26 protein-coding genes and 2 tRNA genes are annotated in these 25,797 nt (G+C 63.8%); 18 read left to right on the top strand and 10 right to left on the bottom strand.

Annotated features, from left to right (window positions below):
* Positions 1-7: 7 nt before the first annotated feature.
* The 5 genes from AC6JAM_RS08790 to rpmH are packed head-to-tail and all read right to left on the bottom strand — an operon-like array spanning position 8 to position 2,531.
* Positions 8-571, bottom strand: a complete 564-nt coding sequence (locus AC6JAM_RS08790; RefSeq protein WP_018769873.1) for a Jag family protein — start codon at positions 569-571, stop codon at positions 8-10.
* Positions 571-1,542, bottom strand: a complete 972-nt coding sequence (gene yidC / locus AC6JAM_RS08785) for a membrane protein insertase YidC (RefSeq protein ID WP_018769874.1) — start codon at positions 1,540-1,542, stop codon at positions 571-573. Before yidC ends, AC6JAM_RS08790 begins: the two co-directional genes overlap by 1 nt.
* A gap of 15 nt (positions 1,543-1,557) precedes the next feature.
* A complete protein-coding gene (yidD, locus tag AC6JAM_RS08780) occupies positions 1,558-1,950 on the bottom strand; it encodes a membrane protein insertion efficiency factor YidD (protein ID WP_018769875.1) in 393 nt (130 codons plus the stop codon).
* Positions 1,943-2,353, bottom strand: coding sequence for a ribonuclease P protein component (gene rnpA / locus AC6JAM_RS08775; RefSeq protein ID WP_081620205.1), 411 nt, complete (start codon positions 2,351-2,353; stop codon positions 1,943-1,945). Before rnpA ends, yidD begins: the two co-directional genes overlap by 8 nt.
* Positions 2,354-2,393: 40 nt before the next feature.
* On the bottom strand, positions 2,394-2,531 hold the full coding sequence (rpmH, locus tag AC6JAM_RS08770; RefSeq protein WP_003800212.1) for a 50S ribosomal protein L34: 138 nt from the start codon (positions 2,529-2,531) through the stop codon (positions 2,394-2,396).
* Between the two features lie 468 nt (positions 2,532-2,999).
* Between rpmH and dnaA the strand changes: the two genes are divergently transcribed.
* The 12 genes from dnaA (at position 3,000) to AC6JAM_RS08710 (ending at position 16,242) form a co-directional block, all read left to right on the top strand.
* Positions 3,000-4,421 carry a chromosomal replication initiator protein DnaA gene (gene dnaA, locus AC6JAM_RS08765; RefSeq protein WP_018769876.1) on the top strand — a complete coding sequence of 474 codons (1,422 nt, stop codon included), beginning with the start codon at positions 3,000-3,002 and terminating at the stop codon, positions 4,419-4,421.
* A gap of 538 nt (positions 4,422-4,959) precedes the next feature.
* Entirely contained in the window at positions 4,960-6,084 is a 1,125-nt protein-coding gene (gene dnaN / locus AC6JAM_RS08760; protein ID WP_018769877.1) for a DNA polymerase III subunit beta, read from the top strand.
* A 114-nt stretch (positions 6,085-6,198) separates the two neighbouring features.
* Complete coding sequence (gene gnd, locus AC6JAM_RS08755) at positions 6,199-7,083, top strand: phosphogluconate dehydrogenase (NAD(+)-dependent, decarboxylating) (protein ID WP_018769878.1); 885 nt, start codon at positions 6,199-6,201, stop codon at positions 7,081-7,083.
* 45 nt (positions 7,084-7,128) lie between these two features.
* Entirely contained in the window at positions 7,129-8,334 is a 1,206-nt protein-coding gene (gene recF / locus AC6JAM_RS08750; RefSeq protein WP_478222625.1) for a DNA replication/repair protein RecF, read from the top strand.
* Positions 8,324-8,878 (top strand): DciA family protein, encoded by a 555-nt coding sequence (locus AC6JAM_RS08745; protein ID WP_018769880.1) that lies wholly within the window; start codon positions 8,324-8,326, stop codon positions 8,876-8,878. Before recF ends, AC6JAM_RS08745 begins: the two co-directional genes overlap by 11 nt.
* 378 nt (positions 8,879-9,256) lie before the next feature.
* Entirely contained in the window at positions 9,257-11,341 is a 2,085-nt protein-coding gene (gyrB, locus tag AC6JAM_RS08740; protein WP_026265861.1) for a DNA topoisomerase (ATP-hydrolyzing) subunit B, read from the top strand.
* Between the two features lie 55 nt (positions 11,342-11,396).
* A complete protein-coding gene (gyrA, locus tag AC6JAM_RS08735) occupies positions 11,397-14,075 on the top strand; it encodes a DNA gyrase subunit A (protein ID WP_018769882.1) in 2,679 nt (892 codons plus the stop codon).
* The gene (locus AC6JAM_RS08730) at positions 14,068-14,739 is read left to right on the top strand and encodes a DUF3566 domain-containing protein (protein ID WP_026265862.1); all 672 of its coding nucleotides are present in this window, start codon (positions 14,068-14,070) and stop codon (positions 14,737-14,739) included. Before gyrA ends, AC6JAM_RS08730 begins: the two co-directional genes overlap by 8 nt.
* Positions 14,740-14,836: 97 nt before the next feature.
* Positions 14,837-14,910, top strand: a tRNA-Ile gene (locus tag AC6JAM_RS08725).
* A gap of 71 nt (positions 14,911-14,981) precedes the next feature.
* A complete protein-coding gene (locus AC6JAM_RS08720) occupies positions 14,982-15,098 on the top strand; it encodes a DLW-39 family protein (RefSeq protein ID WP_018769884.1) in 117 nt (38 codons plus the stop codon).
* Positions 15,099-15,157: 59 nt separating this feature from the next.
* A tRNA-Ala gene (locus AC6JAM_RS08715) sits at positions 15,158-15,233 on the top strand.
* 82 nt (positions 15,234-15,315) lie between these two features.
* Positions 15,316-16,242 (top strand): DMT family transporter, encoded by a 927-nt coding sequence (locus tag AC6JAM_RS08710; protein WP_018769885.1) that lies wholly within the window; start codon positions 15,316-15,318, stop codon positions 16,240-16,242.
* A gap of 1 nt (position 16,243) precedes the next feature.
* Here AC6JAM_RS08710 and AC6JAM_RS08705 read toward each other — a convergent pair whose 3' ends face one another.
* The gene (locus tag AC6JAM_RS08705) at positions 16,244-17,119 is read right to left on the bottom strand and encodes a glycosyltransferase family 2 protein (RefSeq protein WP_026265863.1); all 876 of its coding nucleotides are present in this window, start codon (positions 17,117-17,119) and stop codon (positions 16,244-16,246) included.
* A 169-nt stretch (positions 17,120-17,288) separates the two neighbouring features.
* A complete protein-coding gene (locus tag AC6JAM_RS08700) occupies positions 17,289-18,251 on the bottom strand; it encodes a hypothetical protein (RefSeq protein ID WP_018769887.1) in 963 nt (320 codons plus the stop codon).
* 155 nt (positions 18,252-18,406) lie between these two features.
* On the opposite strand from AC6JAM_RS08700, the gene AC6JAM_RS08695 reads away from it, so the two are divergent.
* The 3 genes from AC6JAM_RS08695 to AC6JAM_RS08685 all read left to right on the top strand — a co-directional run bounded on the left by AC6JAM_RS08695 (position 18,407) and on the right by AC6JAM_RS08685 (position 20,848).
* Entirely contained in the window at positions 18,407-18,952 is a 546-nt protein-coding gene (locus tag AC6JAM_RS08695; protein ID WP_018769888.1) for a peptidylprolyl isomerase, read from the top strand.
* A 9-nt stretch (positions 18,953-18,961) separates the two neighbouring features.
* A complete protein-coding gene (locus AC6JAM_RS08690; RefSeq protein ID WP_026265864.1) occupies positions 18,962-19,840 on the top strand; it encodes a rhomboid family intramembrane serine protease in 879 nt (292 codons plus the stop codon).
* Positions 19,841-20,380: 540 nt separating this feature from the next.
* Positions 20,381-20,848: a carboxymuconolactone decarboxylase family protein gene (locus AC6JAM_RS08685; RefSeq protein WP_018769890.1), complete on the top strand. Its 468-nt coding sequence runs from the start codon at positions 20,381-20,383 to the stop codon at positions 20,846-20,848.
* A gap of 239 nt (positions 20,849-21,087) precedes the next feature.
* Here the strand turns inward: AC6JAM_RS08685 and AC6JAM_RS08680 are convergent, their stop codons facing one another.
* Both AC6JAM_RS08680 and AC6JAM_RS08675 read right to left on the bottom strand, forming a co-directional pair.
* On the bottom strand, positions 21,088-21,693 hold the full coding sequence (locus AC6JAM_RS08680; protein WP_497934495.1) for a DNA-3-methyladenine glycosylase I: 606 nt from the start codon (positions 21,691-21,693) through the stop codon (positions 21,088-21,090).
* Positions 21,694-21,727: 34 nt separating this feature from the next.
* The gene (locus AC6JAM_RS08675) at positions 21,728-21,979 is read right to left on the bottom strand and encodes a cell division protein CrgA (RefSeq protein WP_018769892.1); all 252 of its coding nucleotides are present in this window, start codon (positions 21,977-21,979) and stop codon (positions 21,728-21,730) included.
* Positions 21,980-22,152: 173 nt separating this feature from the next.
* Between AC6JAM_RS08675 and AC6JAM_RS08670 the strand changes: the two genes are divergently transcribed.
* The 3 genes from AC6JAM_RS08670 to AC6JAM_RS08660 are packed head-to-tail and all read left to right on the top strand — an operon-like array spanning position 22,153 to position 23,758.
* Positions 22,153-22,947, top strand: a complete 795-nt coding sequence (locus tag AC6JAM_RS08670) for a class E sortase (RefSeq protein ID WP_018769893.1) — start codon at positions 22,153-22,155, stop codon at positions 22,945-22,947.
* Between the two features lie 2 nt (positions 22,948-22,949).
* On the top strand, positions 22,950-23,120 hold the full coding sequence (locus AC6JAM_RS08665) for a hypothetical protein (RefSeq protein ID WP_018769894.1): 171 nt from the start codon (positions 22,950-22,952) through the stop codon (positions 23,118-23,120).
* On the top strand, positions 23,117-23,758 hold the full coding sequence (locus AC6JAM_RS08660; protein ID WP_018769895.1) for an aminodeoxychorismate/anthranilate synthase component II: 642 nt from the start codon (positions 23,117-23,119) through the stop codon (positions 23,756-23,758). The genes AC6JAM_RS08665 and AC6JAM_RS08660 overlap by 4 nt, the downstream gene beginning before the upstream one ends.
* 42 nt (positions 23,759-23,800) lie before the next feature.
* Here the strand turns inward: AC6JAM_RS08660 and pknB are convergent, their stop codons facing one another.
* Positions 23,801-25,795, bottom strand: a complete 1,995-nt coding sequence (pknB, locus tag AC6JAM_RS08655; RefSeq protein WP_497934494.1) for a Stk1 family PASTA domain-containing Ser/Thr kinase — start codon at positions 25,793-25,795, stop codon at positions 23,801-23,803.
* Positions 25,796-25,797 lie beyond the last annotated feature (2 nt).

Raw genomic sequence — 25,797 nt, 5'->3', positions numbered from 1 at the left:
GCATTCTCTAGTCTGCGGAAACAACAATGTGGCGTCCGGAGCCTTCGCCCTCGGACTCGCTGACCAGGCCGAGGTCGGCCACGGCGTCGTGCACGATCTTGCGTTCGTAGGCGCTCATCGGTTCCAGGGCGACGGACTTGCCGGTCTCCTTCACGGAAGCCGCTGCGTCTTCGGCGATCTTCTGCAGATGGCCGGTGCGTTCCTGCCGGTAGCCGTTGATGTCCAGGACAAGCCGGGAGCGGTTTTCCGTGGCGGACAGGACCGCCAGCCGGGTGAGCTCCTGGAGGGCCTCGAGGACCTCGCCGTCCTCGCCGACAAGGCTCTCCAGCCCATCGGCTTCCTCGTCGGCAACGATGGAAATGTACGTCCGGCCGTTGCGGACCTCGATGTCAATGTCGCCGTCGATGTCGGCGATGTCCAGCAGTTCCTCAAGGTAGTCGGCAGCCACGTCACCCTCTTCCTCGAGGCGGCTGGCGGCGGAGACCTTGGCGGACGAAGCATCCTGGTTCACGGGCTCGTCCTGATCTTCAATCTCTTCAGAAAGGGCGTGTTCGGTGCTCTCGGCTGACATTACTTCTTCTTCCTGTTCTTGCGCTGGGGCTGGACGCGCTGTCCCTTGGTCTCAAGTGCGGCGGCCGCGGCGGCGTCGGTTTCTTCATCCCGCTTGCCGGTGAGGACGGAAAGGGCGGGGAGGCCCTTGGCGGCACGGCGTTCGGCGAGGGCCTTGGCTGCGGGGGATCCCGGCGTCGGCATGCGGCGGATGACGAAGAACTGCTGGCCCATGGTCCACAGGTTGGTGGTGGTCCAGTAGATGAGCACACCGATGGGGAAGTTGATGCCGCCCACACCGAAGACGATGGGCAGGATGTAAAGCATCATCTTCTGCTGCCGCATGAACGGGCTGGCCATGGCCTCTTCGGACATGTTCTTGGCCATGATCTGCTTCTGGGTGATGAACTGCGAGGCCGTCATGGCCAGGATCATCACGATGGAAAGGATCCACACAGCAACCTGGTTGCCGCCACCCCCGCCATGCAGCAGGGAGGCAGACAGCGGAGCACCAAAAATGCTCGACGCGTCGAATTCCACAACCTGCTCATGGCTCATGGCACCGATGCCGGCGCCCTGGTCCTTTGCGGCGGAGATACCGGAGAGCACCTGGAACAGTGCAAAGAAGAACGGCATCTGGATCAGCATGGGCAGGCAGGCCGAGAACGGGTTGGTCCCATGCTTCTTGTACATGGCCATCTGTTCCTGGGCCATGGCCTGGCGGGACAGCTGGTCGGTCTTGCCCTTGTACTTGTCCTGGAGCTTCTTCAGGTCGGGCTGCAGCAGCTGCATGCCGCGCTGGGCCTTGATCTGCTTGACGAATACCGGGATCAGGGCGGCACGGATCACCAGCACGAGTCCGATGATGGACAAAGTCCAGGTCCAGCCGTTCGCAGCAGGCATCCCGATGGCGCTCAAGCCATCGTGGAATCCGATCATGATGATGGAAACCAGCCACTTGAACGGGGCCATGATTGTTCCAAAGAAGTCCATACTTATCCCTATTCGTCAGGCCGCACTGCGGCCTTCTTCATCAGTCCGAGCAACCAGGTACCTGTCCGGATTGTTCAGCACAACAATTGTGGGGGTCTGGCCTGCGGGCCATTCCCTGTGGCCGGCGGGGACGTGGTCCACTCCGCCGGCATTCCATGGATGGCAGTGGCCAAGGCGCCGGACCGCGAGCCAGCTCCCCTTGACGGCGCCATGGACAGTGACCGCTTCAAGGGCGTAGGCCGAGCAGGAAGGGAAGAATCGGCAGACCGGCCCGTACAAGGGAGAAACCACCTTGCGGTAGGCCATCAGCAGAAGAATGAGGACGTTGCGGGGCAGGTTCCAGAGGAACTTGCCGACGGCGGCAGGCACGTTGCGGAAACGGGCGACGACGGCGGTGGCGTTAGACACGCGTTGTCCCCTCCTGTGTTGTACCGGCCGAACCTGTCGCGGCAGCCCGTGGAGGGCGGCCAGCCAGCCGGTTCAGCGTGGATTCCAATGCAGCGTTGTAGTCCGACAGCAGCTGGTCCCAACTGGCGGACGCGGACGCCGGAAGCGCCCGCACCACAATAGCCAGTCCTGTACCGTGCTCTCGCAACGAGGCAGCAGCTGCTTCTCTCAGTCTCCTCTTAACGAGGTTCCTGACCACAGCGTTCCCTACACCCTTGGAAACAATGAACCCGATCCGGCTGGGTTCGTCGGCAGCAATGGCTGCCGCATATAACACTACGTTCCGGCGCCCATTGCGGACACCGGAACGTACGGTTGTTGAAAAATCGGTTGAGGTCCTCAAGCGGTTGCGGGCGGCCAGCACCTTAAACTCGCAAAGGGATGTCTACCGACAAGCCAGTTATCTAGGCCGACAGTTCGGTGCGGCCCTTGCCACGACGGGCTGCCAGGATGGCACGGCCGGCACGGGTACGCATACGAAGGCGGAAGCCGTGCTTCTTGGCTCGACGGCGGTTATTCGGCTGAAAAGTCCGCTTGCTCACGTTAGTTACTCCAGTGGATCAAAGGTGCGCCCACCCGATCAGTATGGGGAAGAACTGGCCGACGCTAAGTTTTGTATATGCACGCTTCCCCCGGCTGTCCGGACGCACTGCGCCTGGAGAGTTCAGATGGGGCCAAAAAGCGGACACAAAGGACTTCACAACGTTAGGGCAATCTGCAGGCCGGAGTCAAACCGGAAGGCGCCTTGGCGGCTGTCCCCAGCTGTGCCTAAGTATCCCCAACAGCCTGTGGATGAAGTGGCTCACAGGGGCGTTCCGGGAACCACAACAGTGTAATTATCCACAGCCGGATAGCCAGCTATCTTCTAGGCTTTTCATCCCCTAGAGTGTCCCAGTAGCCGATTATCCACGGACTGTGCATAACCCTGTGGATTAAGTGGGGCCAGCACCCTGGTTCCGGACTTGGGCTGCAGGCAATGCAGGCAAAGCAAGTTTTGAGGGAACCGATTGATGACAGTAGACGAAGCCAACCACGCCAATACTGTCGGAAGTTCCTGGCGCCGGGTTGTCAGCCTGCTGGAACAGGACCACCGCGTATCACCCCGCCAGAGGGGCTTTGTCATCCTTGCCCAGGCGCAGGGGCTCATCGGTTCCACCCTCCTGGTGGCCGTGCCCAATGAACTCACCCGGGAAGTGCTCCAGACCCAGGTCAAGGACGCCCTGGACGATGCCCTGCACAACGTCTTCTCCGAGGACATCCGCTGCGCCATCGACGTCGACACGGATCTGGTTCCCATCCATGAGGAGCCTGAGCCCGTCGTCGAGCCCGCCTACGCACCTGACCAGCTCATCGAGCAGAAGCCGCAGCCCATGCTGCCCAGCACGTCGCATGAATTCGGCCGGTTGAACCCCAAGTACGTCTTCGACACCTTCGTGATCGGTTCCTCGAACCGCTTTGCCCACGCAGCCGCCGTCGCTGTCGCCGAAGCTCCTGCCAAGGCGTACAACCCGCTCTTCATCTACGGTGACTCCGGACTGGGCAAGACCCACCTCCTGCACGCAATCGGCCACTACGCCCGGCGGCTCTACAGCGGGATCCGTGTCCGCTACGTCAACTCCGAAGAGTTCACCAACGACTTCATCAACTCCATCCGTGACGACGAGGGCGCCAGCTTCAAGACCACGTACCGGAACGTGGACGTGCTGCTCATCGACGACATCCAGTTCCTGGCGGGCAAGGACCGGACGCTGGAGGAGTTCTTCCACACGTTCAACTCGCTCCACAACAACAACAAGCAGGTAGTCATCACCTCGGACCAGCCGCCCAAGCTGCTGGCAGGGTTCGAGGACCGCATGAAGTCCCGGTTCGAGTGGGGCCTGCTGACGGACATCCAGCCGCCGGAACTCGAAACCCGTATCGCCATCCTCCGCAAGAAGGCACTGAGCGAGGGATTGTCGGCACCGGATGATGCCCTGGAGTACATCGCTTCCAAGATTTCCAGCAATATCCGCGAGCTTGAAGGTGCCCTGATCCGGGTAACGGCCTTCGCAAGCCTGAACCGCCAGCCCGTGGACGTGGCACTTGCCGAAATGGTCCTGAAGGACCTGATTACCGACGACGGCGCGCAGGAGATCACGTCCGCCCAGATCCTCCAACAGACGGCGGACTACTTCAAGCTCAGCATGGAAGAACTGTGCAGCAAGTCCCGGACCCGGACGCTGGTCACCGCCCGGCAGATCGCCATGTACCTCTGCCGGGAGCTGACTGACATGTCGCTTCCCAAGATCGGGCAGGAACTTGGCGGCCGCGATCATACGACGGTCATCCACGCCGACCGGAAGATCCGCGAACTGATGGCCGAACGCCGTGTGATTTACAACCAGGTGACAGAGCTGACCAACCGGATCAAACAGCAACAGCGCGACTCCTGAATCCACACCGCCCCCGGCACTCCATACCTTATTAACAGGGGCATGTGGATAAGCCTGTGGATAGTTAAGGGGACAAGCGCGGTTAATGGGCTTAAAACCCTTAAGCCGTCTGTGGATCGTTAAAAACCGGCTTTCACGTTGTCCCCATCCACACCCTGTTTAAAACCCAGTTAACGCACAGTCCGTGAACAGGCCTTAACCGCGGAACGGTGGGGCAGGACAGGGTTATCCACAGTTTCCACAGCAGTTATTAACACTACGAATCCCAAAAAATTGAATTCCCTCAAACAACAAGATCGATCCGAACACCCGGCGAGGGGGCCTGCCGGCCCCAAAGCGGGCCGGGCTGTACACCGGGGGATGGGTTAATCGAGGATCTTCCGGCTAAGCTGTCAGCAGCGCTCCCATCCCTGGGTTTCTGCGTGGTTGCGAGCTCGACGAACCATGCACCAGCCAGGGTGCGCCCCACTTCTTCCGGAGTTTCCCTGCGAAATTCCCGGGTTTACCTGGCAGCAGCAATGAAAGGCGGCACCCTTCCGTGAAGTTCAGAGTCGATCGGGACGTCCTGGCAGAAGCCGTCACCTGGACAGCCCGCTCGTTGTCTCCGCGGCCGCCGGTGCCTGTCCTCTCCGGCCTGCTGTTGAAGGCTGAAGCGGGAACGGTCAGCCTCTCCAGCTTCGACTACGAGACCTCGGCACGGCTTGAAATCACGGCGGACATCAGGGACGAAGGAACCATCCTCGTGTCGGGCCGCCTGCTCGCCGACATCTGCCGCAGCCTGCCTTCCGCTCCGGTGGATGTCGAAACGGATGGCAACAAAGTCACGCTCACCTGCCGCCGAAGCAGCTTCCACCTGGCCACCATGCCCGAAGCCGAGTACCCCCCGCTGCCTGCTCTGCCGGCCATCAGTGGAACCGTTCCGGGCGACGCCTTTGCCCAGGCCGTTTCCCAGGTCATCATCGCTGCGAGCAAGGACGACACCCTCCCCATCCTCACCGGCGTGCGGATGGAGATCGAAGACGACCTGATAACGCTTCTGGCAACGGACCGGTACCGGCTCGCCATGCGCGAAGTACCGTGGAAGCCGGTTACCCCGGGCATCTCCACCAGTGCCCTGGTCAAGGCCAAGACCCTCAACGAGGTGGCCAAGACGCTGGGCAACAGCGGTGACATCAACCTGGCCCTGTCCGACGACGACAGCCGGCTTATCGGCTTCGAAAGCGGCGGCCGCACCACAACGTCACTGCTGGTGGACGGTGACTACCCGAAAATCCGTTCGCTGTTCCCGGAGTCCACGCCCATCCACGCCACCGTCCAGACGCAGGAACTGGTGGAGGCCGTCCGGCGCGTCTCGCTCGTGGCCGAACGCAACACCCCGGTCCGGCTTGCTTTCACCTCAGGCCTGCTGAACCTGGACGCAGGCACCGGTGAGGACGCCCAAGCCTCCGAGGAGCTGGAGGCCCAGCTTTCCGGTGACGACATCACGGTTGCCTTCAACCCGCATTACCTGATTGAAGGCCTCAGCGTCATTGAGACCAAGTTCGTCCGTTTCTCCTTCACCACGGCGCCCAAGCCGGCTATGATCACGGCCCAGGCAGACGCCGACGGCGAGGACCAGGATGACTACCGCTACTTGGTGATGCCGGTCCGCCTTCCCAACTAGTCCCCATCGGCTCCCAGCCTTCGCACGCTCAGGCCGGGTCCCTCGCCGATGGGGCCCCAACCACCGCCACCCTCGCCTCATAGGCTCCCGCCATGCAGAAAGAGAACCCGCATAATGCACATTGGACTGATTGGCCTTGGCAAAATGGGATTCAACATGCGCGAGCGGCTGCGCAAAGGTGGCGTGGAGGTCACCGGCTATGACCGGAACCCGGACGTCACTGATGCCGCCAGCGTCGATGACCTGATCGCTGCCGTCCCGGTGCCCAGGATTATTTGGGTGATGGTGCCGTCGGGGGCCATCACGGACGCGGTAATCAGCGAACTCAGTGAAAAACTGGAACAGGGCGACCTGGTCATCGACGGCGGGAACTCCCGGTTCACCGAAGACCAGAAACACGGCGAACTGCTTGCCGCCAAGGGGATCCGCTTTGCGGACTGCGGCGTCTCGGGCGGAGTCTGGGGCCTGCAGAACGGCTATGGACTGATGGCCGGCGGTGACGCCGCCGACATCGAACGCGCACTGCCCGTCTTTGACGCCCTGCGCCCCGAGGGCGAACGGGCGGACAGTTTCGTCCACGTGGGCGGCATCGGTGCCGGCCATTACGCCAAGATGGTCCACAACGGAATCGAGTACGGCCTGATGCAGGCATATGCCGAAGGCTACGAACTGCTCGCGGCCAAGGACATCGTCACCGACCTGCCCGGCACCTTCCGGGCATGGCAGAAGGGAACGGTGGTCCGCTCGTGGCTGCTGGACCTCATGGTCAAGGCACTTGACGAGGACCCGGGACTGTCCTCGATCGACGACTACGTAGAGGACTCGGGCGAGGGCCGCTGGACCGTGGAAGAGGCCATTGCCAACGCAGTGCCCGCTCCGGCCATCACCGCCGCGCTGTTCGCCCGGTTCGCATCGCGCGAAGACACCTCTCCTGCCATGAAGATGGTTTCCGCGCTCCGCCACCAGTTTGGCGGCCACGCAACCCGTCCCGCCAAGTAGCACCCACCGGGAACCAGCAGCGTTCCCAGAATTGCCGAAAACCGCGTGTACCTGGAACACCTTTCACTGACCGACTTCCGCAGTTACGCCCAGGTTGACCTTGCCCTGGGCCCGGGCGTCACCGTCCTGGTGGGATACAACGGCATCGGCAAGACCAACCTCATGGAGGCCATCGGCTACCTGGCCACGCTCAGCTCGCACCGGGTGGGTTCCGATGCGCCGCTGCTGCGGTTCGGCACGGAGCGTGCCCTGGTGCGTGCCCGGCTGGTCCGCGGAACCCAGGTCACGGTCCTAGAGCTGGAAATCAATGCCGGCCGCGCCAACCGTGGCCGCATCAACCGCAGCAACCCGGTCCGTGCCCGCGATCTTCTCGGCATCTGCCAGACCGTCCTGTTCGCGCCGGAAGACCTGGCATTGGTCAAGGGCGATCCGTCCAACCGCCGCCGCTTCCTTGATGAGCTGCTGGCCAGCCTTATTCCGCATCATGCCGCCACCCGCAGTGACTACGACCGTGTCCTGAAACAGCGCAATGCCCTGCTGAAATCGGCCCGCGCCGGAAAATTCACCGCAGCGCATGAATCCACCCTCGACGTATGGGACCAGCACATGGCCCGCGCCGGCGCGGAACTGTTGCACGCCCGGCTGGAGCTGGTGGAACGGCTCCGCCCGCACCTGGCCCGCGCCTATGCTGAGCTCACGGACGCCACCAAGCCCGCCGACGCCACCTACCGTTCAACGCTCCAGAACCAAATGGACGACGACGGCGTCCCGGCCGGCGGCGTGCAGCGCGCCGCTGCCGGGGGTACTTCGGACGGGCAGGATGACCTGCGACTTCTCTCGGTGGAACAACTCACGGAACGGTATGTCCAGGCCTTTGCGGAGTCGCGGAAGAAGGAACTGGAACGGGGCATATCGCTGGTTGGGCCGCACCGTGACGAACTGGAGCTGATGCTGGGCCAGGCGCCGGCCAAGGGGTATGCCTCGCATGGGGAAACATGGTCCATGTGCCTGTCGCTCCGGCTGGCCTCGTACTACGTGATGCTGGACGATGCCCGGACCGGAGGCTCGGCGCCCATCCTCATCCTGGACGATGTGTTTGCCGAACTTGATGTCCAGCGGCGGCGTAAACTGGCGGCAATAGTCTCCGGCGCGGAACAGGTCCTGGTGACCGCCGCCGTCGACGCCGATATTCCGGAAGAGCTGTCCGGGCGGCGGGTGAAGGTCATCCCGGGAGGTATCGATGAGCACTGAGCAGGGCGGGGGGCCGCAGCCCGGCCGCGAGCCTGACAACATCGATGCCCCGCAGGCTGCGCTGAACCGGATGCGCGAAGCCGCGGCCGCGCGCGGTGAAGTCCGGCGCAGGGTGGCCCGGCCTGGTTCGCAGAAGGCCAAGGGCGGTATCCGTGACACGCGCGGCTTCAGCCAGTTCCACTCCACGGGCCGCGACCCCCTGGGCCTGGGAAAAGTTGTTGGCCGGCTGGTGGCAGAGCGCGGCTGGACGTCACCGGTGGCCGTCGGTTCCGTCATGGCGGAGTGGGCCACACTGGTGGGGCCGGAAATCTCGGCCCACTGCACTCCCGAAAGCTTTACCGACACCACACTCCACGTGCGGTGTGATTCCACTGCCTGGGCCACGCAGCTGCGGCTTTTGAGCAGCAGCCTCCTCGATAAATTCCGCCGGGAACTGGGCGACGGCGTGGTGACCAGCATCCAGGTACTCGGCCCCTCGGCACCCAGCTGGCGCAAGGGTGGACGCAGCGTCAACGGCCGTGGGCCGCGGGACACGTACGGATAGCCGGCACCCAGCTCTTGAAACTGCGCCCGAGGGCGTGTAGGGCGCTGTAAGGACCGCAGCGTGTATAGGCACCCGGAGGGCGTACCGCGGGGCCGCCCTAGGCGGGACCCAGAGCCTCGGAGGGCCATGTTCACTGGCGGCGAAGGCCCTCCGAATGCAGGGATCTGGACCTGTTCGCGGTAGAATCGATGCAGATAACTGGGCGCGGATGAAACGTTGACACCAGTCCGTTCTCCGCGCGCTATCCGCGTGCGGAGCGTGGAGCACCAACCGTCAGCAAGTCACCGGCGCCATAAGTTTGTGCCTGTTGGCGGGTGGCTTTTCCTTGGGAAAAGAAACCGGCCGGCCATCATCGAGAACAGAGGAGTCGCAGCGCCTGTGGCTAACGACAATACAGATATTCTGGCAGCAGATACAGCAGTCGAGGATGGCCGCACCCCTGATACCCCGGCTGCGCCCAGCACCCAAAGGGAATACGGCGCCAGCGATATCACTGTGCTTGAAGGCCTGGAAGCTGTCCGCAAGCGTCCCGGCATGTACATCGGCTCCACAGGGCCCCGCGGCCTGCACCACCTGGTCTATGAAGTGGTGGACAACTCAGTGGATGAGGCGCTGGCCGGCTACTGCAGCCATATCGAGGTGGTCCTTCAGGCCGACGGCGGCGTGAAGGTGGTGGACGACGGCCGCGGCATTCCCGTGGACATGCACCCCACTGAACATAAGCCCACCGTCGAGGTGGTCATGACCATCCTGCACGCCGGCGGCAAGTTCGGCGGCGGCGGTTATGCCGTCTCCGGTGGCCTGCACGGTGTCGGCATTTCCGTGGTCAACGCCCTCTCCAGCCGCGTGGACACCGAAGTGCGGCGCCAGGGGCACGTATGGCGGATGTCGTTTGCCGACGGCGGCAAGCCCCAGGGCAGCCTGGTTAAGGGCGAGGAGACGGACGCCACCGGCACCACCCAGACCTTCTACCCCGATCCTGCGATCTTTGAATCCACCGAGTTCGATTTCGAGACGCTCCGCGCCCGTTTCCAGCAGATGGCCTTCCTGAACAAGGGCCTGCGTATCACCTTGACGGACGAGCGCACGGCAGCCGACGACTCGGACGGCGACCTGGACCTCGACGACCTCAGCACCGAGGGTGAGGTCAGCGCAGAGCACCGCACAGTGGTGTACCAGTACGACGAAGGCCTGCTGGACTACGTCAAGCACCTGAACTCGGGCAAGAAGGTGGAGGTTGTCCACGAAGACGTCATCGCCTTCGAAACCGAGGACACGGAACGCCGCATCGCCCTGGAAATGGCCATGCAGTGGACCAGCGCGTACTCCGAGAGCGTGCACACCTACGCCAACACCATCAACACCCACGAGGGCGGCACCCACGAAGAAGGTTTCCGCGCTGCCCTGACATCCCTCATCAACCGGTACGCCCGGGAGAAGGGCATCATCAAGGAGAAGGAAGACAACCTCACGGGTGACGACATCCGTGAGGGCCTCACCGCCGTCATCTCCGTCAAACTGGCTGAACCCCAGTTCGAAGGCCAGACCAAAACCAAGCTGGGCAACTCCGAGGTCAAGGGCTTCGTCCAGCGCGTTGTCACCGACGGCCTGGGCGACTGGCTGGAGCGCAACCCAGGCCCCGCCCGCGACGTCATCCGCAAGGCGATCTCCGCCGCCCAGGCAAGGATGGCAGCGCGCAAGGCCCGGGACAATGCCCGGCGCAAGAGCCCGCTGGAGTCCTTTGGCATGCCTGGCAAGCTTTCCGACTGCTCCTCCAAGGATCCGGAAAAGTGCGAGGTCTACATCGTGGAGGGTGACTCCGCCGGTGGTTCCGCCAAGCGCGGCCGCAACCCCGAGACACAGGCCATCCTGCCGCTGCGCGGCAAGATCCTGAACGTGGAACGCGCGCGCCTGGACAAGGCCCTGGGCAACGCGGAGGTCCAGTCCATGATCACCGCCTTCGGAACCGGCATCGGTGAGGACTTCGACCTCGCCAAGCTGCGGTACCACAAGATTGTGCTCATGGCAGATGCCGACGTGGATGGCCAGCACATCACCACCCTGCTGATGACCCTGCTGTTCCGCTACATGCGTCCCCTGATCGAGAACGGCTACGTGTACCTGGCGCAGCCGCCGCTGTACCGGATCAAATGGTCCAACGCGCCGCATGACTACGTCTACAGCGACCGCGAACGCGACGCCAAGCTGGTGGCGGGACAGGCCGCCGGTCGCCGCATCCCCAAGGATAACGGCATCCAGCGCTACAAGGGCCTGGGCGAGATGGACTACACCGAGCTGTGGGACACCACCATGGATCCCGACCACCGCACGCTGCTGCAGGTGACCATGGACGATGCCCTTGCCGCCGACCAGATCTTCTCCGTCCTCATGGGCGAAGACGTGGAATCACGCCGCAACTTCATCCAGCAGAACGCCAAGGATGTCAGGTTCCTGGACATCTAAGGACCCGCTCCAAAGTATTCGGAACCAGACATATACCTGAAACGGAAAATAAAGAATGAGCGACGAAACCCCCGAGATTCCCGCCCCCGAGGCCGGGACTCCGGACACCGTTCTTGAAGGCGACGTGCTGATCGACCGTGTGGAACAAGTGGACCTGCAGACCGAAATGCAGCGTTCCTACCTGGACTACGCCATGGCCGTCATCGTGGGCCGTGCCCTTCCGGACGTCCGCGACGGCCTCAAGCCCGTGCACCGCCGAGTCCTGTACGCGATGTTCGACGGCGGCTACCGCCCCGACCGGTCCTTCAACAAGTGCGCCCGCGTGGTGGGCGAGGTCATGGGCCAGTACCACCCGCATGGCGACACCGCCATCTACGACGCCCTGGTCCGCCTCATCCAGGACTGGACCATGCGCTACCCGCTGGCCCTTGGCCAGGGCAACTTCGGTTCGCCCGGCAACGACGGCGCAGCGGCACCCCGGTACACCGAAACCAAGATGGCACCGCTCGCCATGGAAATGGTCCGGGATATCGACGAGGAAACCGTCGATTTCCAGGACAACTACGACGGCAAGAACCAGGAACCCACCATCCTGCCGGCAAGGTTCCCCAACCTGCTGGTGAATGGCTCCTCGGGCATTGCCGTTGGCATGGCCACCAACATCCCGCCGCACAACCTCCGGGAAGTTGCCGACGGCGTGCAGTGGTACCTGGCCAACCCCGGCGCCACCCGGGAAGAACTGCTCGAGGAACTGCTGGTGCGGGTCAAGGGCCCCGACTTCCCAACCGGCGCCACCATCCTGGGCCACAAGGGCATCGAGGACGCCTACCGGACCGGCCGCGGTTCGGTCACCATGCGCGCAGTGGTTGCGGTTGAGGAACTGCAGGGCCGCACCTGCCTGGTGGTCACGGAGCTCCCGTACCAGGCCAACCCTGACAACCTGGCCATCAAGATCGCCGAACTGGTCAAGGACGGCAAGATCTCAGGCATCGCCGACCTCCGGGACGAAACCTCCGGCCGCACCGGCCAGCGCCTGGTGATCGTCCTCAAGCGCGATGCAGTGCCCAAGGTGGTGCTCAACAACCTTTACAAACACACAGAGCTGCAGAGCAACTTCTCCGCCAACATGCTCGCCATCGTGGACGGCGTTCCGCGGACACTCAGCCTCGATGCGTTCATCCGGCACTGGGTAACCCACCAGATGGACGTCATTGCGCGCCGTACCCGTTACCGCCTGCGCAAGGCGGAAGAGGAAGCCCACATCCTCCGTGCCCTCCTTAAGGCACTGGACATGCTGGACGAGGTCATTGCCCTGATCCGTGCTTCCAACACCACCGAAGCCGCACGCGACGGATTGATGGAACTGCTGGATATCGACGAGCTGCAGGCCCGGGCCATCCTGGACATGCAGCTGCGGCGCCTGGCCGCCCTGGAACGCCAAAAGATCCAGGACCGGCACGCCGAACTTGAAGCCCTGATCGAGGAGTACAACGCGATCCTGGGCTCCGAGCAGCGCCAGCGCGAGATCATCAGCGTCGAACTGGGCGAAATCGTTGACAAGCACGGTGACGACCGCCGGACCAAGATCCTGATGGGCTTTGATGGCGACATGTCCATGGAGGACCTCATCCCCGAAGAGGAGATGGTGGTCACCATCACCCGCGGCGGCTACGTCAAGCGCACCCGCAGCGACAACTACCGGTCGCAGCAGCGCGGTGGCAAGGGTATCAAGGGTGCCCAGCTTCGGGGTGACGATGTAGTGGAGCACTTCTTCGTGACCACCACCCACCACTGGCTGTTGTTCTTCACCAACCTGGGCCGGGTCTACCGTGCCAAGGCGTACGAGTTGATGGAAGCGGGCCGGGACGCCAAGGGCCAGCACGTGGCCAACCTGCTGGCATTCCAGCCGGATGAGCACATTGCGCAGGTCCTTGACCTGAAGGACTACCAGCAGGCGCCGTACCTGGTCCTGGCCACCAAGAGGGGCCTGGTGAAGAAGACCAGGCTGGAGGACTATGACACCAACCGTTCCGCAGGCGTAATCGCCATCAACCTGCGCGACGGCGATGAACTGGTCTCCGCCCAGCTTGTGTCGGAAACCGACGACCTCTTCCTGGTGTCCCGCAAGGGCCAGTCCATCCGCTTCACCGCTACGGACGACGCGCTGCGCCCCATGGGACGTGCCACCTCGGGTGTGACCGGCATGAAGTTCCGTGAGGACGATGAACTCCTGGCTGCCGACGTGGTCACCGACGGCTCATTCGTGTTCGTCGTAACTGAGGGCGGCTACGCCAAGCGTACGGCCGTGGAGGAATACCGCCTCCAGGGCCGCGGCGGCCTGGGCATCAAGGTGGGCAAGTACCAGGAAGAGCGCGGGCACCTCGTGGGGGCGCTCATTGTCCAGGAGGAGGATGAAGTCCTGGTGGTCATGGAGGGCGGCAAGGTTGTCCGCTCCTCCGTTGCCGGTGTCCCGGCCAAGGGCCGTGACACCATGGGCGTCATCTTCGCCAAGCCGGACAAGAACGACCGGATCATTGAGGTGGCACGCAACAGCGAACGCGGTCTTGAGGACGAGGAATCCTCGGGGGATGACGTAACGTTGGCTGAAGATGGCGGGACCGCTGGGGAATCCGCCGAGCCAGCAGTGGCAGAAGAATCACCGGCCGTTGAGTCAGAGGACGCCTCGGGCGACGCTGAGCCGAACGAAGACAACACGGAGGTAACGAGTGAGTAATTCCGACTCATTTCCCAAGCCGAACAGTACTGTTCCCGACGGGAACCGGCCTGCAGGGGCTCCCCGCGTGAACGCCCCCGTACGTCCGCAGCAGCGGCCGGCAGCCCCTGCCGGCGCTCCCGGCCAGCGACCTGCTGTCCCGGGCCAGCGGCCGCAGCAGGGAGACCGTCCCGCGCAGCCCGGCCAGCGCCCCTTCCAGGGCCCTCAGGGGCAGCGCCCGGCACCGGCGGGGCAGCGTCCCGCCCAAGGGGCCCCGGGCCAGGGGACGCCCGGCCTGGTCAAGCCGGCGCCGAAGGCCAAGGTCCGCCGGGCCCGTCTTCTGATCAGCAAGGTGGACCCGTGGTCCGTCCTGAAGATGGCGTTCCTGCTCTCCGTGGCACTGGGAATCGTTACCGTGGTGGCCGCCATTGTCCTCTGGACTGTTCTGGACCTGACCGGGATCTTCGACCAGGTGGACAGCCTGCTCGGTACGCTCGCAGGTTCTGAAAGCGGCGGCTTCGAACTGAAGAAGGTGGCCTCACTGGGACAGGTCGCCTCGTTCGCCACCATCATTGCCGTGGTCAACGTCGTCCTGTTGACGGCGCTGTCCATGCTGTCAGCTGTCCTCTACAACATTTCTGCCACCCTGGTGGGCGGCATTGGCGTTACCCTCACCGACGACTAGGAAGCCATTTCCGCCGGCCCAAAACCGGCGGAAAGGCCCGATTTGAGATCGGGCCGGGGTGTGCTGTAAAGTCATGTCTCGGCCCGATGAGGGATCGGGGCGTATAGCTCAGGCGGTTAGAGCGCTTCGCTGATAACGAAGAGGTCCCAGGTTCAAGTCCTGGTACGCCCACGGAACCTGTGCAGGTTTCAAACAAGGGTCAGGGATGGATTCATCCATTACCTGGCTGGAACGGGGAGCATGTGAAGAAGTTGCTTGTACTGGCAGCGGCAATCGCAGGCATCCTGGTCTACCGGAAAGCACAGGAATCCGAAGCCCGGAAAACAGTCTGGAGCAAGTCAACCGATACGGTGGACTAGCCCGGGAGCCTGTCAGGGGCTCCACGGTTCTAGGGTATGATTGACGGGTTGCTTCTTATGGGGGCATGGCGCAATTGGTAGCGCACCTGCTTTGCAAGCAGGGGGTTCGGGGTTCGAGTCCCCGTGCCTCCACCATAAGGAAGTCCCGGTCAGCGGAAACGCTGGCCGGGACTTTTCGCTTTCCATCTCTGTCAGGGACGAGCTTCAGGGGGTTGCCGTGAATCTGATCATCGCGGCCCTCGGCGTTCTCGGCGTCGCCTCATCGGGCCCCCTGATAGCGGCCACACTTGGCGCAACCAGCGTCAGCGCCCTGGCCATTGCCTTTTGGCGGAACGCCATCGGAGCGGCCGTCATGGCCACGCCCACCCTGGTCCGGGAGCCCCGCCAGTTCGGCATGATTTCCCGCCGCGAGTTCGGCTGGTCGTCCCTGGCCGCGGTCGCCCTCGCACTGCACTTTGCCTGCTTCATCACTTCCCTGCAGCTCACCTCCGTAGCCGCCGCAACAGCCCTGGTCTGCCTGCAGTCGGCCTGGATTGCGGTCTTCCAGCTCTTCCGCGGCACCCGGCACCGCTGGCAGGTCCTGGCCGGTCTGGGCATCGCCTTCGGCGGGGTCGTTGCCATCACCGGCTTCGACCTCGGAACCTCACCGCAGGCACTCACGGGAGACCTGCTGGCGGTGGCCGGTGGCGCACTGGCAGGCCTCTACACCCTGGCCGGGGGCAAGGCGCGGCAAAGCATGACCACCGGAACCTACACCACGCTTTGCTACGGGATGTGCGCCGCCCTCGTGGCAGTACTGGCGCTGTTCGCCGGCCAACCCCTGGCCGGGTTCGAGCCCGCAGGCTGGCTGGGAATCGCAGCCATCACCGTCTGTGCGCAGCTGGTGGGCCACACCGCATTCAACCACCTGCTGGCCACCATGAGCCCGCTCATCGTCTCCATGATCATCCTCCTGGAGATCCCCGGCGCAGCGCTGCTGGCTGCCGTGTTCCTGCACGAGACCCTGCCGGCCGGCACGTACGCCGGACTCGGCCTGATCCTGGCTGGACTCGCCGTCGTGGTCCTGGGCCAGAGGGCCGCAATGGCAACGCGGCGCGGAACGGCCCCGCCACCGGACCGGCTCGCGGAGTTGGGGACGGACTGAGCTACTGCCCGCCGCGGCGCACGGGCTGGGCTGTGTTGACCGTGTGGATGGCCCGGAGGAGCTTGGCCGGGAAATATACCGAGAAGAAGACCACCATGGGGGCCTTCAACGCCATCTTCCTGACATTGTGGGCTTTATAGGTCCGGTCAAAACGGGTGACGTAGTAGCGGTAGTCGCGCGGGGAATCCTCCAGCCGGCGTGCCGACATCCCGGACACCATTTGTGGCCAGTACCGTACCGGAAGCTCATGATCGGCCAGGTGCAGGGACAAATCGATGTCCTCGTGCATTTCGTCCTTTTCGTCGCGGCAGGTCTCGGAGCGGATGGTCTCCCAGGCACTGGCCCGCAGGGCCATATTGGAGCCGAACAGGAAATGGTACTGGTGCTTGGCCAGCTTGAGCATCAGCTGGCGCATTTTGTCGTCGGCCTTGAGCCCAAAGCGGCGCATCGGCATGTCGTAGTACACCACAGGGCCCGTGGCAGCCTGGACGGACCAGTCAGCGAAAGCCTTCTGGACCTGCTCAACCCAGTCCGGTTCCACGATGGAGTCCGCGTCAATGCGACCCAGGATGTCCCCGGTGGCGCTGTCCAGACCGAAGTTCCGGGTGGGGATCAGTCCCTGCTCCCGGTCCTGGCTCAGCAGGATGATGGGACTTTCCGGGTACTCAAGCTGCATCTGGCGGACAATGTCGGCAGTGCGGTCTTTGGAGAGGTTGTCCACCACGATGATCTCGTGGGCGGGAACGGACTGGTAGATGGCAGCGATGAGGCACTGCCTGATCACGCTTTCCTCGTTGTAAGCCGGGATGACGATGGACACGCGGAGCTGTTCGGCTGCGTCGTTCAAGGCATCCCCAGAGGGTCGATTGGCTGGCATCACTACAAATCTAGCACCCGGGCCACCGCCTGCCTTATGCGGTGGCCGCGCTTCTGCGGCGGCCCGGGAGTCTGTGGAGGGCAGTCAGCAAAATCGGCGGGAGGAATGGCTCTGGTACGCAAAAGGGGCCCCGCGGTGAAACGGAGCCCCTTGGTGCGTTGCGGGAAAACTAGGCCTGGCTGCTGCCCTTGTCAGTCTCCGTGGCCGGTTTTGCGTCATCGGCTGTGCTCTTGGCAGCCTCCGAGGTGTCGGCGGCCACGTGCTTGGCCTTGTCAGCGGCGTCTGCGGACTTTTCAGTGGCCGTATCCGCTGCCTCACCTGCCTTCTCCGCTGCGGCGGCTGAGGCAGATCCGGCAGCAGAGGCAGCGCCGCCGGCAGCGTTTGCCGTGTTTTCCTTGACATCACTGACAGTGGTGGCGGGCACCGGGGCAGGAGTCGGCGTGACCGGTGAAGGAGTCTTCCAGGGGTCCTCCACAGGCTTGGATGCCTTCCACGCGGCGACACCGGCGGCAACGGCAGCAGCAACAACTCCGAAGACCAGCCAGCCGCGCTTCTTGGGCTTTTCGGGCTGGGCCAGCTGGAGTTCAGCGGCACGGCCGGCACCTGCTGCGGCTGCCTTCAGCTGTGCACCGGTTGCCTGGGCCTGTTCCTGGAGGGCGTGGATGATTCCCACATCGCCCAGCTTCTGTGCGACGGCATCCACCCGTGCCGGAGTGTTTTCCAGGGTGCGGTGGACTGCACCGGATGCCACGCCGATCTGGTCCGAAAGCTTGGGCAGGTATTCCACCACCACCCGGTCGCGCGCATTCAGGACAACGGGCGTGGCTTTGTCCAAAGCCTCGTGCAGCCTGGGTGACGCGCCTTCGACGACGTCATTGATCTTGGGGGCCAGCTGGGCCAGACCGTCCTGGATCCGGGGAGTCACGGTGGCAACACCGTCGGCCAGGGAGTGCGCGGCCGTCTTCAGACCTTCCTGGATCTTGGGAGAAGCGGTATCCAGGCCGTGCTGGAGACGGGGAACAGCCCAGTCCACTGCAGCTTCCACCCGCGGTGCCGCCCAATCCTTGGCATTTTCCACCGCACTGGTGACCGACTGCTCAAGGTCACGGGTAATACGATCCGATTTCTTCACAACTACCTCCCGATTAATGTGACGGTTCTGTCGCTAGCCTACGTGCCCAGATCACCCCGGGCTATTCACTCTGCGGATTTTAGGGGGATTTCACCCAGCGCGGAACTGCCCCCGCAGCCGTGGCCGCAAATAACCGACATGGGAGAATGGGGCCTATGACTGCCATCGCAACTGCAAAAGCAACCATCCACACCAGCCTCGGCGACATCGTGGTTAACCTCTTCGGCAACCACGCGCCCAAGACTGTCAAGAACTTCGTTGGCCTTGCCACGGGTGAACAGGCATGGACCCACCCGGAAACCGGCGAGGACAAGACCGGCACCCCGCTCTACAACGGAACCATCTTCCACCGCATCATCAAGGACTTCATGATCCAGGCGGGCGACCCCCTGGGCCGTGGAACCGGTGGCCCCGGCTACCGCTTCGACGACGAAATCCACCCGGAGCTGAGCTTCAACCAGCCCTACAAGCTCGCCATGGCCAACGCGGGAATCCAGATGGGCAAGGGCACCAACGGTTCACAGTTCTTCATCACCACCATTCCCACTGACTGGCTCCAGGGCAAGCACACCATCTTCGGTGAAGTGGCTGACGAGGAATCCAGGAAGGTCGTCGACGCCATTGAGGGTGTCCGCACCGGCATGGGCGACCGCCCGGTTGAAGACGTCACCATCAACAGCATCGACATCGAGCAGCTGTAACACCCCAGCATGAGTTACGGAATTCCGTCGGCCGAGCCGTCCGCCCAGGTCCCGGTCTGTCCCCGGCACCCGGACCGGCCGTCCTACGTGCGCTGCCAGCGCTGCGGGCGCCCGGCATGCCCTGACTGCCAGCGGGCGGCCGCCGTCGGATTCCAATGCGTTGACTGCGTCAACGAAACAGGACGTTCGACGCCGGAAGTGCGGACCGTCTATGGCGGCGCCGTTGCCACCGGCAAGCCATTGGCGACGTTCGGCATCATCGCGGCCTGCGTTGTTGTTTACGCACTGCAGATGCTCATCCCGGGCGACTTCGTATACAAGCAGTTCGCCTATAACAACATTTTTGTTGCCCCGCAGTACGGTGCTTTCGAGCCTTGGCGGATGCTGACATCAGCCTTCCTCCATTCCCCGGATTCGCTGCTGCACATCCTCCTGAACATGTATACGCTCTGGATTTTCGGCCAGGCCCTCGAACCCGTTCTGGGCCGCGTCCGGTTCCTGGCGCTGTACCTGATTTCAGCGGTTGGTGGTTCAGTCGGCTACCTGCTGCTCAATCCCGTGTTGGTGCCCGGCCAAGGGCTCGTGGGGCTGGTAGGTGCTTCCGGAGCCATCTTCGGCCTTTTCGGCGCCATGCTGTTGGTTCAACGGCAGCGCGGCGGCGACACCCGCCAGCTGTGGGTCCTGATTGCCATTAACGGCGTCATTGGCTTCCTGATCCCCCACATCGCCTGGCAGGCCCACCTTGGCGGCCTCATTACGGGCGGACTGTGTGCTGCCGTCCTCGCCTACACTCCGCGCGGACGCCGCCAGGGTGTCATCCAGGCCTTGGGGCTGGCGGCCGTGCTGGCCCTGCTCATCGCTGTGAGCTGGGTGCGGGTAACTCTCTAGGATCCCGCCCAAACCGCAACGGCACTCTGCCCCCGCCACCAATGGTGTCGGGGGCAGAGTTGTTTTCCACAGGGCTTATCCACAATGTTGGTAACTTACACAGCTGTAGTTCATATGCGCATCCTCCCGTTTAGGGCCTGCGTCCGGGGATGGCCTGGAAGGCTGCGCCGCTTTCTCCACATCTGTGGATAACCTGTGGGGATATTGCTGTGTGTAAGTGGATAAGCAGGGGATTCCACGGGATTTTGTGGACAACTACGCACCGGCAGCGTCATGTTGGCCCAGTGCACCACCCCGGAGGGGCGTTATCGACACCCTTATACACAGTGTTAATAACTGACAGAGGTGTAGTTTCCGCGTTGGAAAACCCGCGGGAGTAGGCGCAGCGCCCGGCGGCGGGAGGATTTCCACGGGCTTACCCACAGTTGTGGATAACTTGTGGGTATTGCGCTGTTGGTAAGTGGATAACATCCCCGGCGGGCTCTCCGCGTCCTGCCTATGATGGTTGCCTGCCAAGCCGTTCTATCGACAAGGACCCCCGTGAGCGTCACCGAGCATCTATACCTGGACAAACAGCACCCCGCTCTCTGGAAGTCAATCAGCGGCCTGGGCCTCAGGGTGCAGGAAGCAGCAGAGGAGGCTGGAATCGGGCGCGGCCTGCTGGAACTCCTCAACGTCCGGATCTCCCAGATCAACGGATGCGCCTACTGCCTGGACCTTCACGTGCGAAAGGCGGGCGAGGCAGGGGAAACCCCGCAGCGGCTGGCAGTATTGCCCGCGTGGCGTGACACGGCCTTGTTCACCGGCAAGGAGCGGGCGGCCCTGGCGTTGGTGGAGAGCATCACTGAACTCCCGGACCAGCGGACGCAGGAGCATGCGGAGGCGGCCGCCCGCGAATGCCTCACGGCAGAGGAATTTTCGGCCGTGAGCTGGGTTGCGGTGACGATGAACGCGTTCAACCGGGTTTCCATTACCAGCCACCATCCCGTCAAGCGGGACCGCCTGTAGCCTCCCGGACCCCCGGACCCCCGGACCCCGCGGGTATCCACCGGGCACGTAGGGATTATCCACAGGTATTCCACACTGTTAATAACCGCATCTGCCCGGCAGACTTAGCCTTATCAGCACGGCCCCGGGGGCCGGCCGCCACATCTGGAGCTGCCAGGGAGGCTTTTCCACACTGTGGATAACTTTCCCAACAGTTGGGGATAACGGTGTGCCACGGACCGGTTCTGCCCCGACCGGCCTCACACCTGCCAGACGCCGGAAGATCCCCGCCGATGGCTCGCCAGGAGGTGGGTGTCCACGATTCCCACCGCCTCCATCAGGGCGAACATGGTGGTGGGTCCCACGAAGGAAAAGCCGCGCTTCCTAAGTGCCTTGGACAAGGCAATGGACTCTGCAGACTGGGTGGGAATCTCCGCGGCAACCCGGGGCTCCGGGGTGCTGTCCGGCCGGAAGCCCCAGACAAAGTCCACCAGGCCGCCGTCGTTCCGAAGCTCCAGGGTTGCCTGTGCGTTCTTAACCGTGGCAAGGATCTTCAGCCTGTTTCTGATGATGCCCGGATCCTGCAACAGCCGCTCCACGTCCGCGTTGCTGAACAGGGCCACAGCGTCCGGATCGAAGCCGGCAAAGGCGGCGCGGAACGCGGGGCGTTTGCGCAGGATGGTGGCCCATGAAAGCCCGGCCTGGAAGCCCTCCAGGCAGATGCGTTCATACAGGCCCTGCTCGTCGGTGACGGGCATGCCCCATTCCTGGTCGTAGTAGTTCCGCATGAGCGGGTCCGTCGCGGCCCACGCCGGCCGCGCGAGGCCATCCTCGCCGATAACTACGCCGGCGGATTCGGGAGCCACGGCAGTCCTCCCCGGAACAGTCGCGGGACGCCGCTCAGGAGCGCCAGCGGGTAGTCATCAGGAAGCCGACGATGGCAATGCCAAAGCCGGCAACGATGTTCCACGACTGCCAGGCCTGCACAGGGAAGCGTCCCTCGCTGATGTAGAACGTGATGATCCAGAAGAGGCCAATAATCATGAGTCCAAACATGACCGGCTTGAACCAGACGGGATTGGGCTTGTAAGCCTGGGGGGAAGCCGGCTGGGCGGTGCTGGCGGTCTTCTTGCGAGGCTTTGACTCGGGCACTGGCTCTCCTTGGCGGGCTGGGCAAGACCGGCGCCCCGGGCTTGGTATCCTGCAAGAAGGAAATTTCCAGCGGTCTGCGCGATCTTGGTCAAATCTGGATTCTTACTAGCAGCCAATTCTAGCCGCAGTTGATGGGCAGCCGGTGCCCAGGGTAAACGCCCGGAGGAGAACGCGTGGTATTGCAGGAGAAGGCGGGGCCCGCCACTGCGCCCGCCCCCCGTCGTGCCCTGCTGCGCGGCACCATCCAGGTTCTGGGCGAGCTGTTGATAACCGCCGGCGTCATCCTCCTACTTTTTGTGGCATGGCAGCTGTGGTGGACCAACGTCGAGTCCGATGCCAGGCAGAGCCAGGTCATCAAGGAATTCGCCCAGGACCTGGGCACTGCCGCCCCCGCTCCCGCACCAACTGCGCCCGCCGCGGCACCCGCCGCCGGTGAGGATTTTGGCAAGCCCGTGGTGGGTACCGCCCCCGGCCACGCGGGAACGATCGGCATCATGTACATCCCCCGGTTCGGCCCCGGCTACACCCGCCCCATTGTCGAGGGGACCAGCCAGGATGTCCTGGACACCCTGGGCCTTGGGCACTACGGCAACACGGCCATGCCCGGTGCGGTAGGCAACTTTGCGGTGGCTGGGCACCGCCAGACGCACGGTGCAGTGCTGGATAACATCCACACCCTGGTGCCCGGCGACAAGATCTACGTCCAGACCAAGGACGGTTATTACGTCTACGTCTTCCGGAACAACCAGATTGTGATGCCTTCGCGCACGGACGTCCTGGAACCGGTACCCACCCAGCCCGGCGCCACGCCCACCGAAAGCTACCTCACCATGACCAGCTGCAACCCCCGCTTCGGGGCGGAAGAACGCATCATCGCCTACGCCCTCCTGGACAGCTGGCGTCCGGCTGCAGCGGGCCCGCCGGCCGAAATCGCGGCGCAGGTTGCGGCAGCCACCGGAAGGAACTGACTGTGTACGCCTGGATTTTCCGCCACCTGCCCGGACCGCTCTGGCTCCGGATCTTCATCTCGCTGGTTCTGATCTTCATTGCCCTGGTATTGATGGTCCAGTTCCTGTTTCCCTGGATGTCCCATTTCACCCAATTCACCGACTCGACGATTGGTTCCACAGACCAGCCATGACCACAACCAAGATCCTTGTAGTGGATAACTACGACAGCTTTGTCTACACCCTGGTGGGCTACCTCCAGGAGCTGGGCGCCGAGACCACAGTTGTCCGGAATGACGACGTGACGCTGGCGGAGGCGATTGAGCTTGCCAGCACCCGCGACGGCGTCCTCATCTCCCCGGGTCCGGGTAATCCTGCTGAAGCGGGCATCTGCATCGAGCTGATCAAGTGGTGTGGCGAAAACAGCGTCCCCATGTTCGGCGTATGCCTGGGCCACCAGGCACTGGCCGAGGCCTTCGGCGGCAAGGTGACGCACGCCCCGGAACTCATGCACGGCAAGACGTCCCAGGTGGAGCACATCGGCACCAGCGTTTTCGCCGGGCTCCCCTCCCCCATCACGGCCACCCGCTACCATTCCCTGGCCGCGGTCCGGGAGTCCATTCCTGACGTCCTGGAAGTCACCGCGCAGACCGCATCCGGCGTGGTCATGGGGCTGCAGCACCGGACCGCGCCGCTCTGCGGTGTGCAGTTCCATCCCGAATCGGTCCTTACCGAAGGCGGCTACCAGATGCTCGGCAACTGGCTGGAGTCCCTGGGCATGAAAGGCGCAGCCGCGCGGGCGGCGAAACTGAGCCCCCTCATCCAGCACTAGGCCGGCGCCCTCCACCAACCGAAAACAGGTCCAGGGAGGACGTCAGCCCTTCCTGGTGGGCTTCGGCGTGGGAGTGGGAGTGGGCGTCGGCGTCGCCGTTTCGGTCGGAGCCGGTGGGGGCGGAGCCTTGGCCACAACGATGCCGATGGTCTTTCCCTGGTCGACGGCGGCGTTGGCGGGGTCGCTCTGGTCCGTCACCTTGCCCGGCTCTACCTGGGAATTCTCCGCCTCCATCACCGACGGCACCAGGCCAAGCCCCTTCAGGGCCGCCTCGGCCTCATCACGGGCCAGGCCGCGCAGTTCGGGGACAACCACCTTGCCCGTGGAAACGATGAGTTCCACGCTGGTGCCGACGCCAACGCTTTGCCCGGGCGCCGGATTGGAGGTGATCACTATTCCTGCCGGAACGGTGGCGCTGTTGGCCGTGCTGGTTGACGGCGCGCCCACCAGTCCCACCTGCCGCAGGATATCCCGGGCGGCTGCCTCGGTCTTGCCGGGGATGCTGTCCGGGACCTTAACCGAACTGGGGCCCTCGGAGATGTTGAGGATGACCTCCGCCCCCGGCTCCAGTGACCCGCCCGCCGCGGGATCAGTCCCAATGGCGGTTCCCTTGGGCACTGTGTCATTCACCGCCCGCGCGATCCTGGGGCGCAGGCCGGCGTTGTACAGTGCCTGAAGCGCCGCGGTCTCCGTCATCGACGCCACCGAGGGGATTGACACTTTGGGTGCAGCGGGGGCTGGGCGGTTGACCGTTTGGTAGAGCCACAGGCCACCGCCTGCCAGTACCAGCAGGGTGAAGATCACCAGGGTGGCGATCCACGCACGACGGCGGGACTTTTGCCGGGTGGTCCGCTCACGTTCCGGAGGGAAGCCAAGCGGGAGCGGCGCAGCCGACCCGTAATCGTCTGCCCTGTATCCGCCCGGCCTGTACCCGTCCATCTCCTGCTCATCCGCAAGTTCCAGCGGACCTGCTGCTCCGTCGTCATGGAGGGAGGGGGCTGCCAGGCGGCCGGTGGGCGCGTCATCAAGGAAGTTGGTCCCCGATGCGGCGAACGCCTCCGTTGGCGGGGACGCTTCGGGAACGTGGTCGTTGGGATCGGTGGGCGCCTCGGACACAGGCACGGCAGGGACAGGGACCCCGGCCTTTGCCGCCCTCAGGGCGCGCCGGAAGGCTGCGGCATCCTGGAACCTGTCGGCCCGGTTCTTTTGCAGGGCCTTGGCCAGTACGGTGTCCAGGGCCGGTGACACATCCGGATTCAGGCTGCTGGCGGGCTCCGGAATTTCCCGCACGTGCTGGTAAGCCACGGACACCGGGCTGTCCCCGACGAACGGAGGGCGCGAGGTCAGCATTTCGTAGAGCAGGCATGCGGCGGAATAAAGGTCACTGCGGGCGTCGACGGTTTCGCCCCGGGCCTGTTCCGGTGACAGGTACTGCGCTGTTCCCACCACTGCCTGGGTCTGGGTCATGGTGGCGGAGGAATCGGCAATCGCGCGGGCAATGCCGAAGTCCATCACCTTGACGGAATTGCTGCCCGGGCAATACATCACATTGGCGGGCTTGATGTCCCGGTGCACGATTCCGGTTTTGTGGCTGTATTCCAGGGCGCCCAGGACCCCCAGGCAGTACTCGATGGCCTGGTCGATGCTGACCTCATGGGCGCGGATCAGATCGCGCAGGGTCTTTCCCTCGACGTACTCCATCACGATATAGGGCACGCGGACGTCCTCGCCGGTGCCGTCGTGGACCAGGTGTTCACCGGTATCGAAGATGGCCACGATCGAGGGGTGGTTCAGGGCCGCCACCGCCTGTGCCTCACGCTTGAACCGTGCCTGGAACTGCGGGTCGCGGGCCATATCCGGCCTGAGCAGTTTGATGGCAACAGTCCTGCCCAGGCGGGTGTCGGTTCCCCGGTAGACATCCGCCATGCCGCCCCGGCCAATGAGGCTGCCCAGTTCGTAGCGGCCGCTCAGGACACGCCGGTTGTCCACCGGCAGGCTGTCCTCCCGGTGCAACGGTGTGCGTGGTGACTCATTCACTG

It is taken from the genome of Arthrobacter sp. GmRoot5-12 (genome assembly GCF_059739365.1).
This window is presented reverse-complemented; position numbering and strand designations above follow the sequence as displayed.

What these genes read in the sequence shown, in the direction of transcription:
- AC6JAM_RS08790 (WP_018769873.1), bottom strand. Translation starts at nt 571, where the DNA reads ATGTCAGCCGAGAGCACCGAACACGCCCTTTCTGAAGAGATTGAAGAT.
- yidC (WP_018769874.1), bottom strand. Translation starts at nt 1,542, where the DNA reads ATGGACTTCTTTGGAACAATCATGGCCCCGTTCAAGTGGCTGGTTTCC.
- dnaA (WP_018769876.1), top strand. Translation starts at nt 3,000, where the DNA reads ATGACAGTAGACGAAGCCAACCACGCCAATACTGTCGGAAGTTCCTGG.
- gnd (WP_018769878.1), top strand. Translation starts at nt 6,199, where the DNA reads ATGCACATTGGACTGATTGGCCTTGGCAAAATGGGATTCAACATGCGC.
- AC6JAM_RS08745 (WP_018769880.1), top strand. Translation starts at nt 8,324, where the DNA reads ATGAGCACTGAGCAGGGCGGGGGGCCGCAGCCCGGCCGCGAGCCTGAC.
- gyrA (WP_018769882.1), top strand. Translation starts at nt 11,397, where the DNA reads ATGAGCGACGAAACCCCCGAGATTCCCGCCCCCGAGGCCGGGACTCCG.
- AC6JAM_RS08705 (WP_026265863.1), bottom strand. Translation starts at nt 17,119, where the DNA reads ATGCCAGCCAATCGACCCTCTGGGGATGCCTTGAACGACGCAGCCGAA.
- AC6JAM_RS08695 (WP_018769888.1), top strand. Translation starts at nt 18,407, where the DNA reads ATGACTGCCATCGCAACTGCAAAAGCAACCATCCACACCAGCCTCGGC.
- AC6JAM_RS08690 (WP_026265864.1), top strand. Translation starts at nt 18,962, where the DNA reads ATGAGTTACGGAATTCCGTCGGCCGAGCCGTCCGCCCAGGTCCCGGTC.
- AC6JAM_RS08660 (WP_018769895.1), top strand. Translation starts at nt 23,117, where the DNA reads ATGACCACAACCAAGATCCTTGTAGTGGATAACTACGACAGCTTTGTC.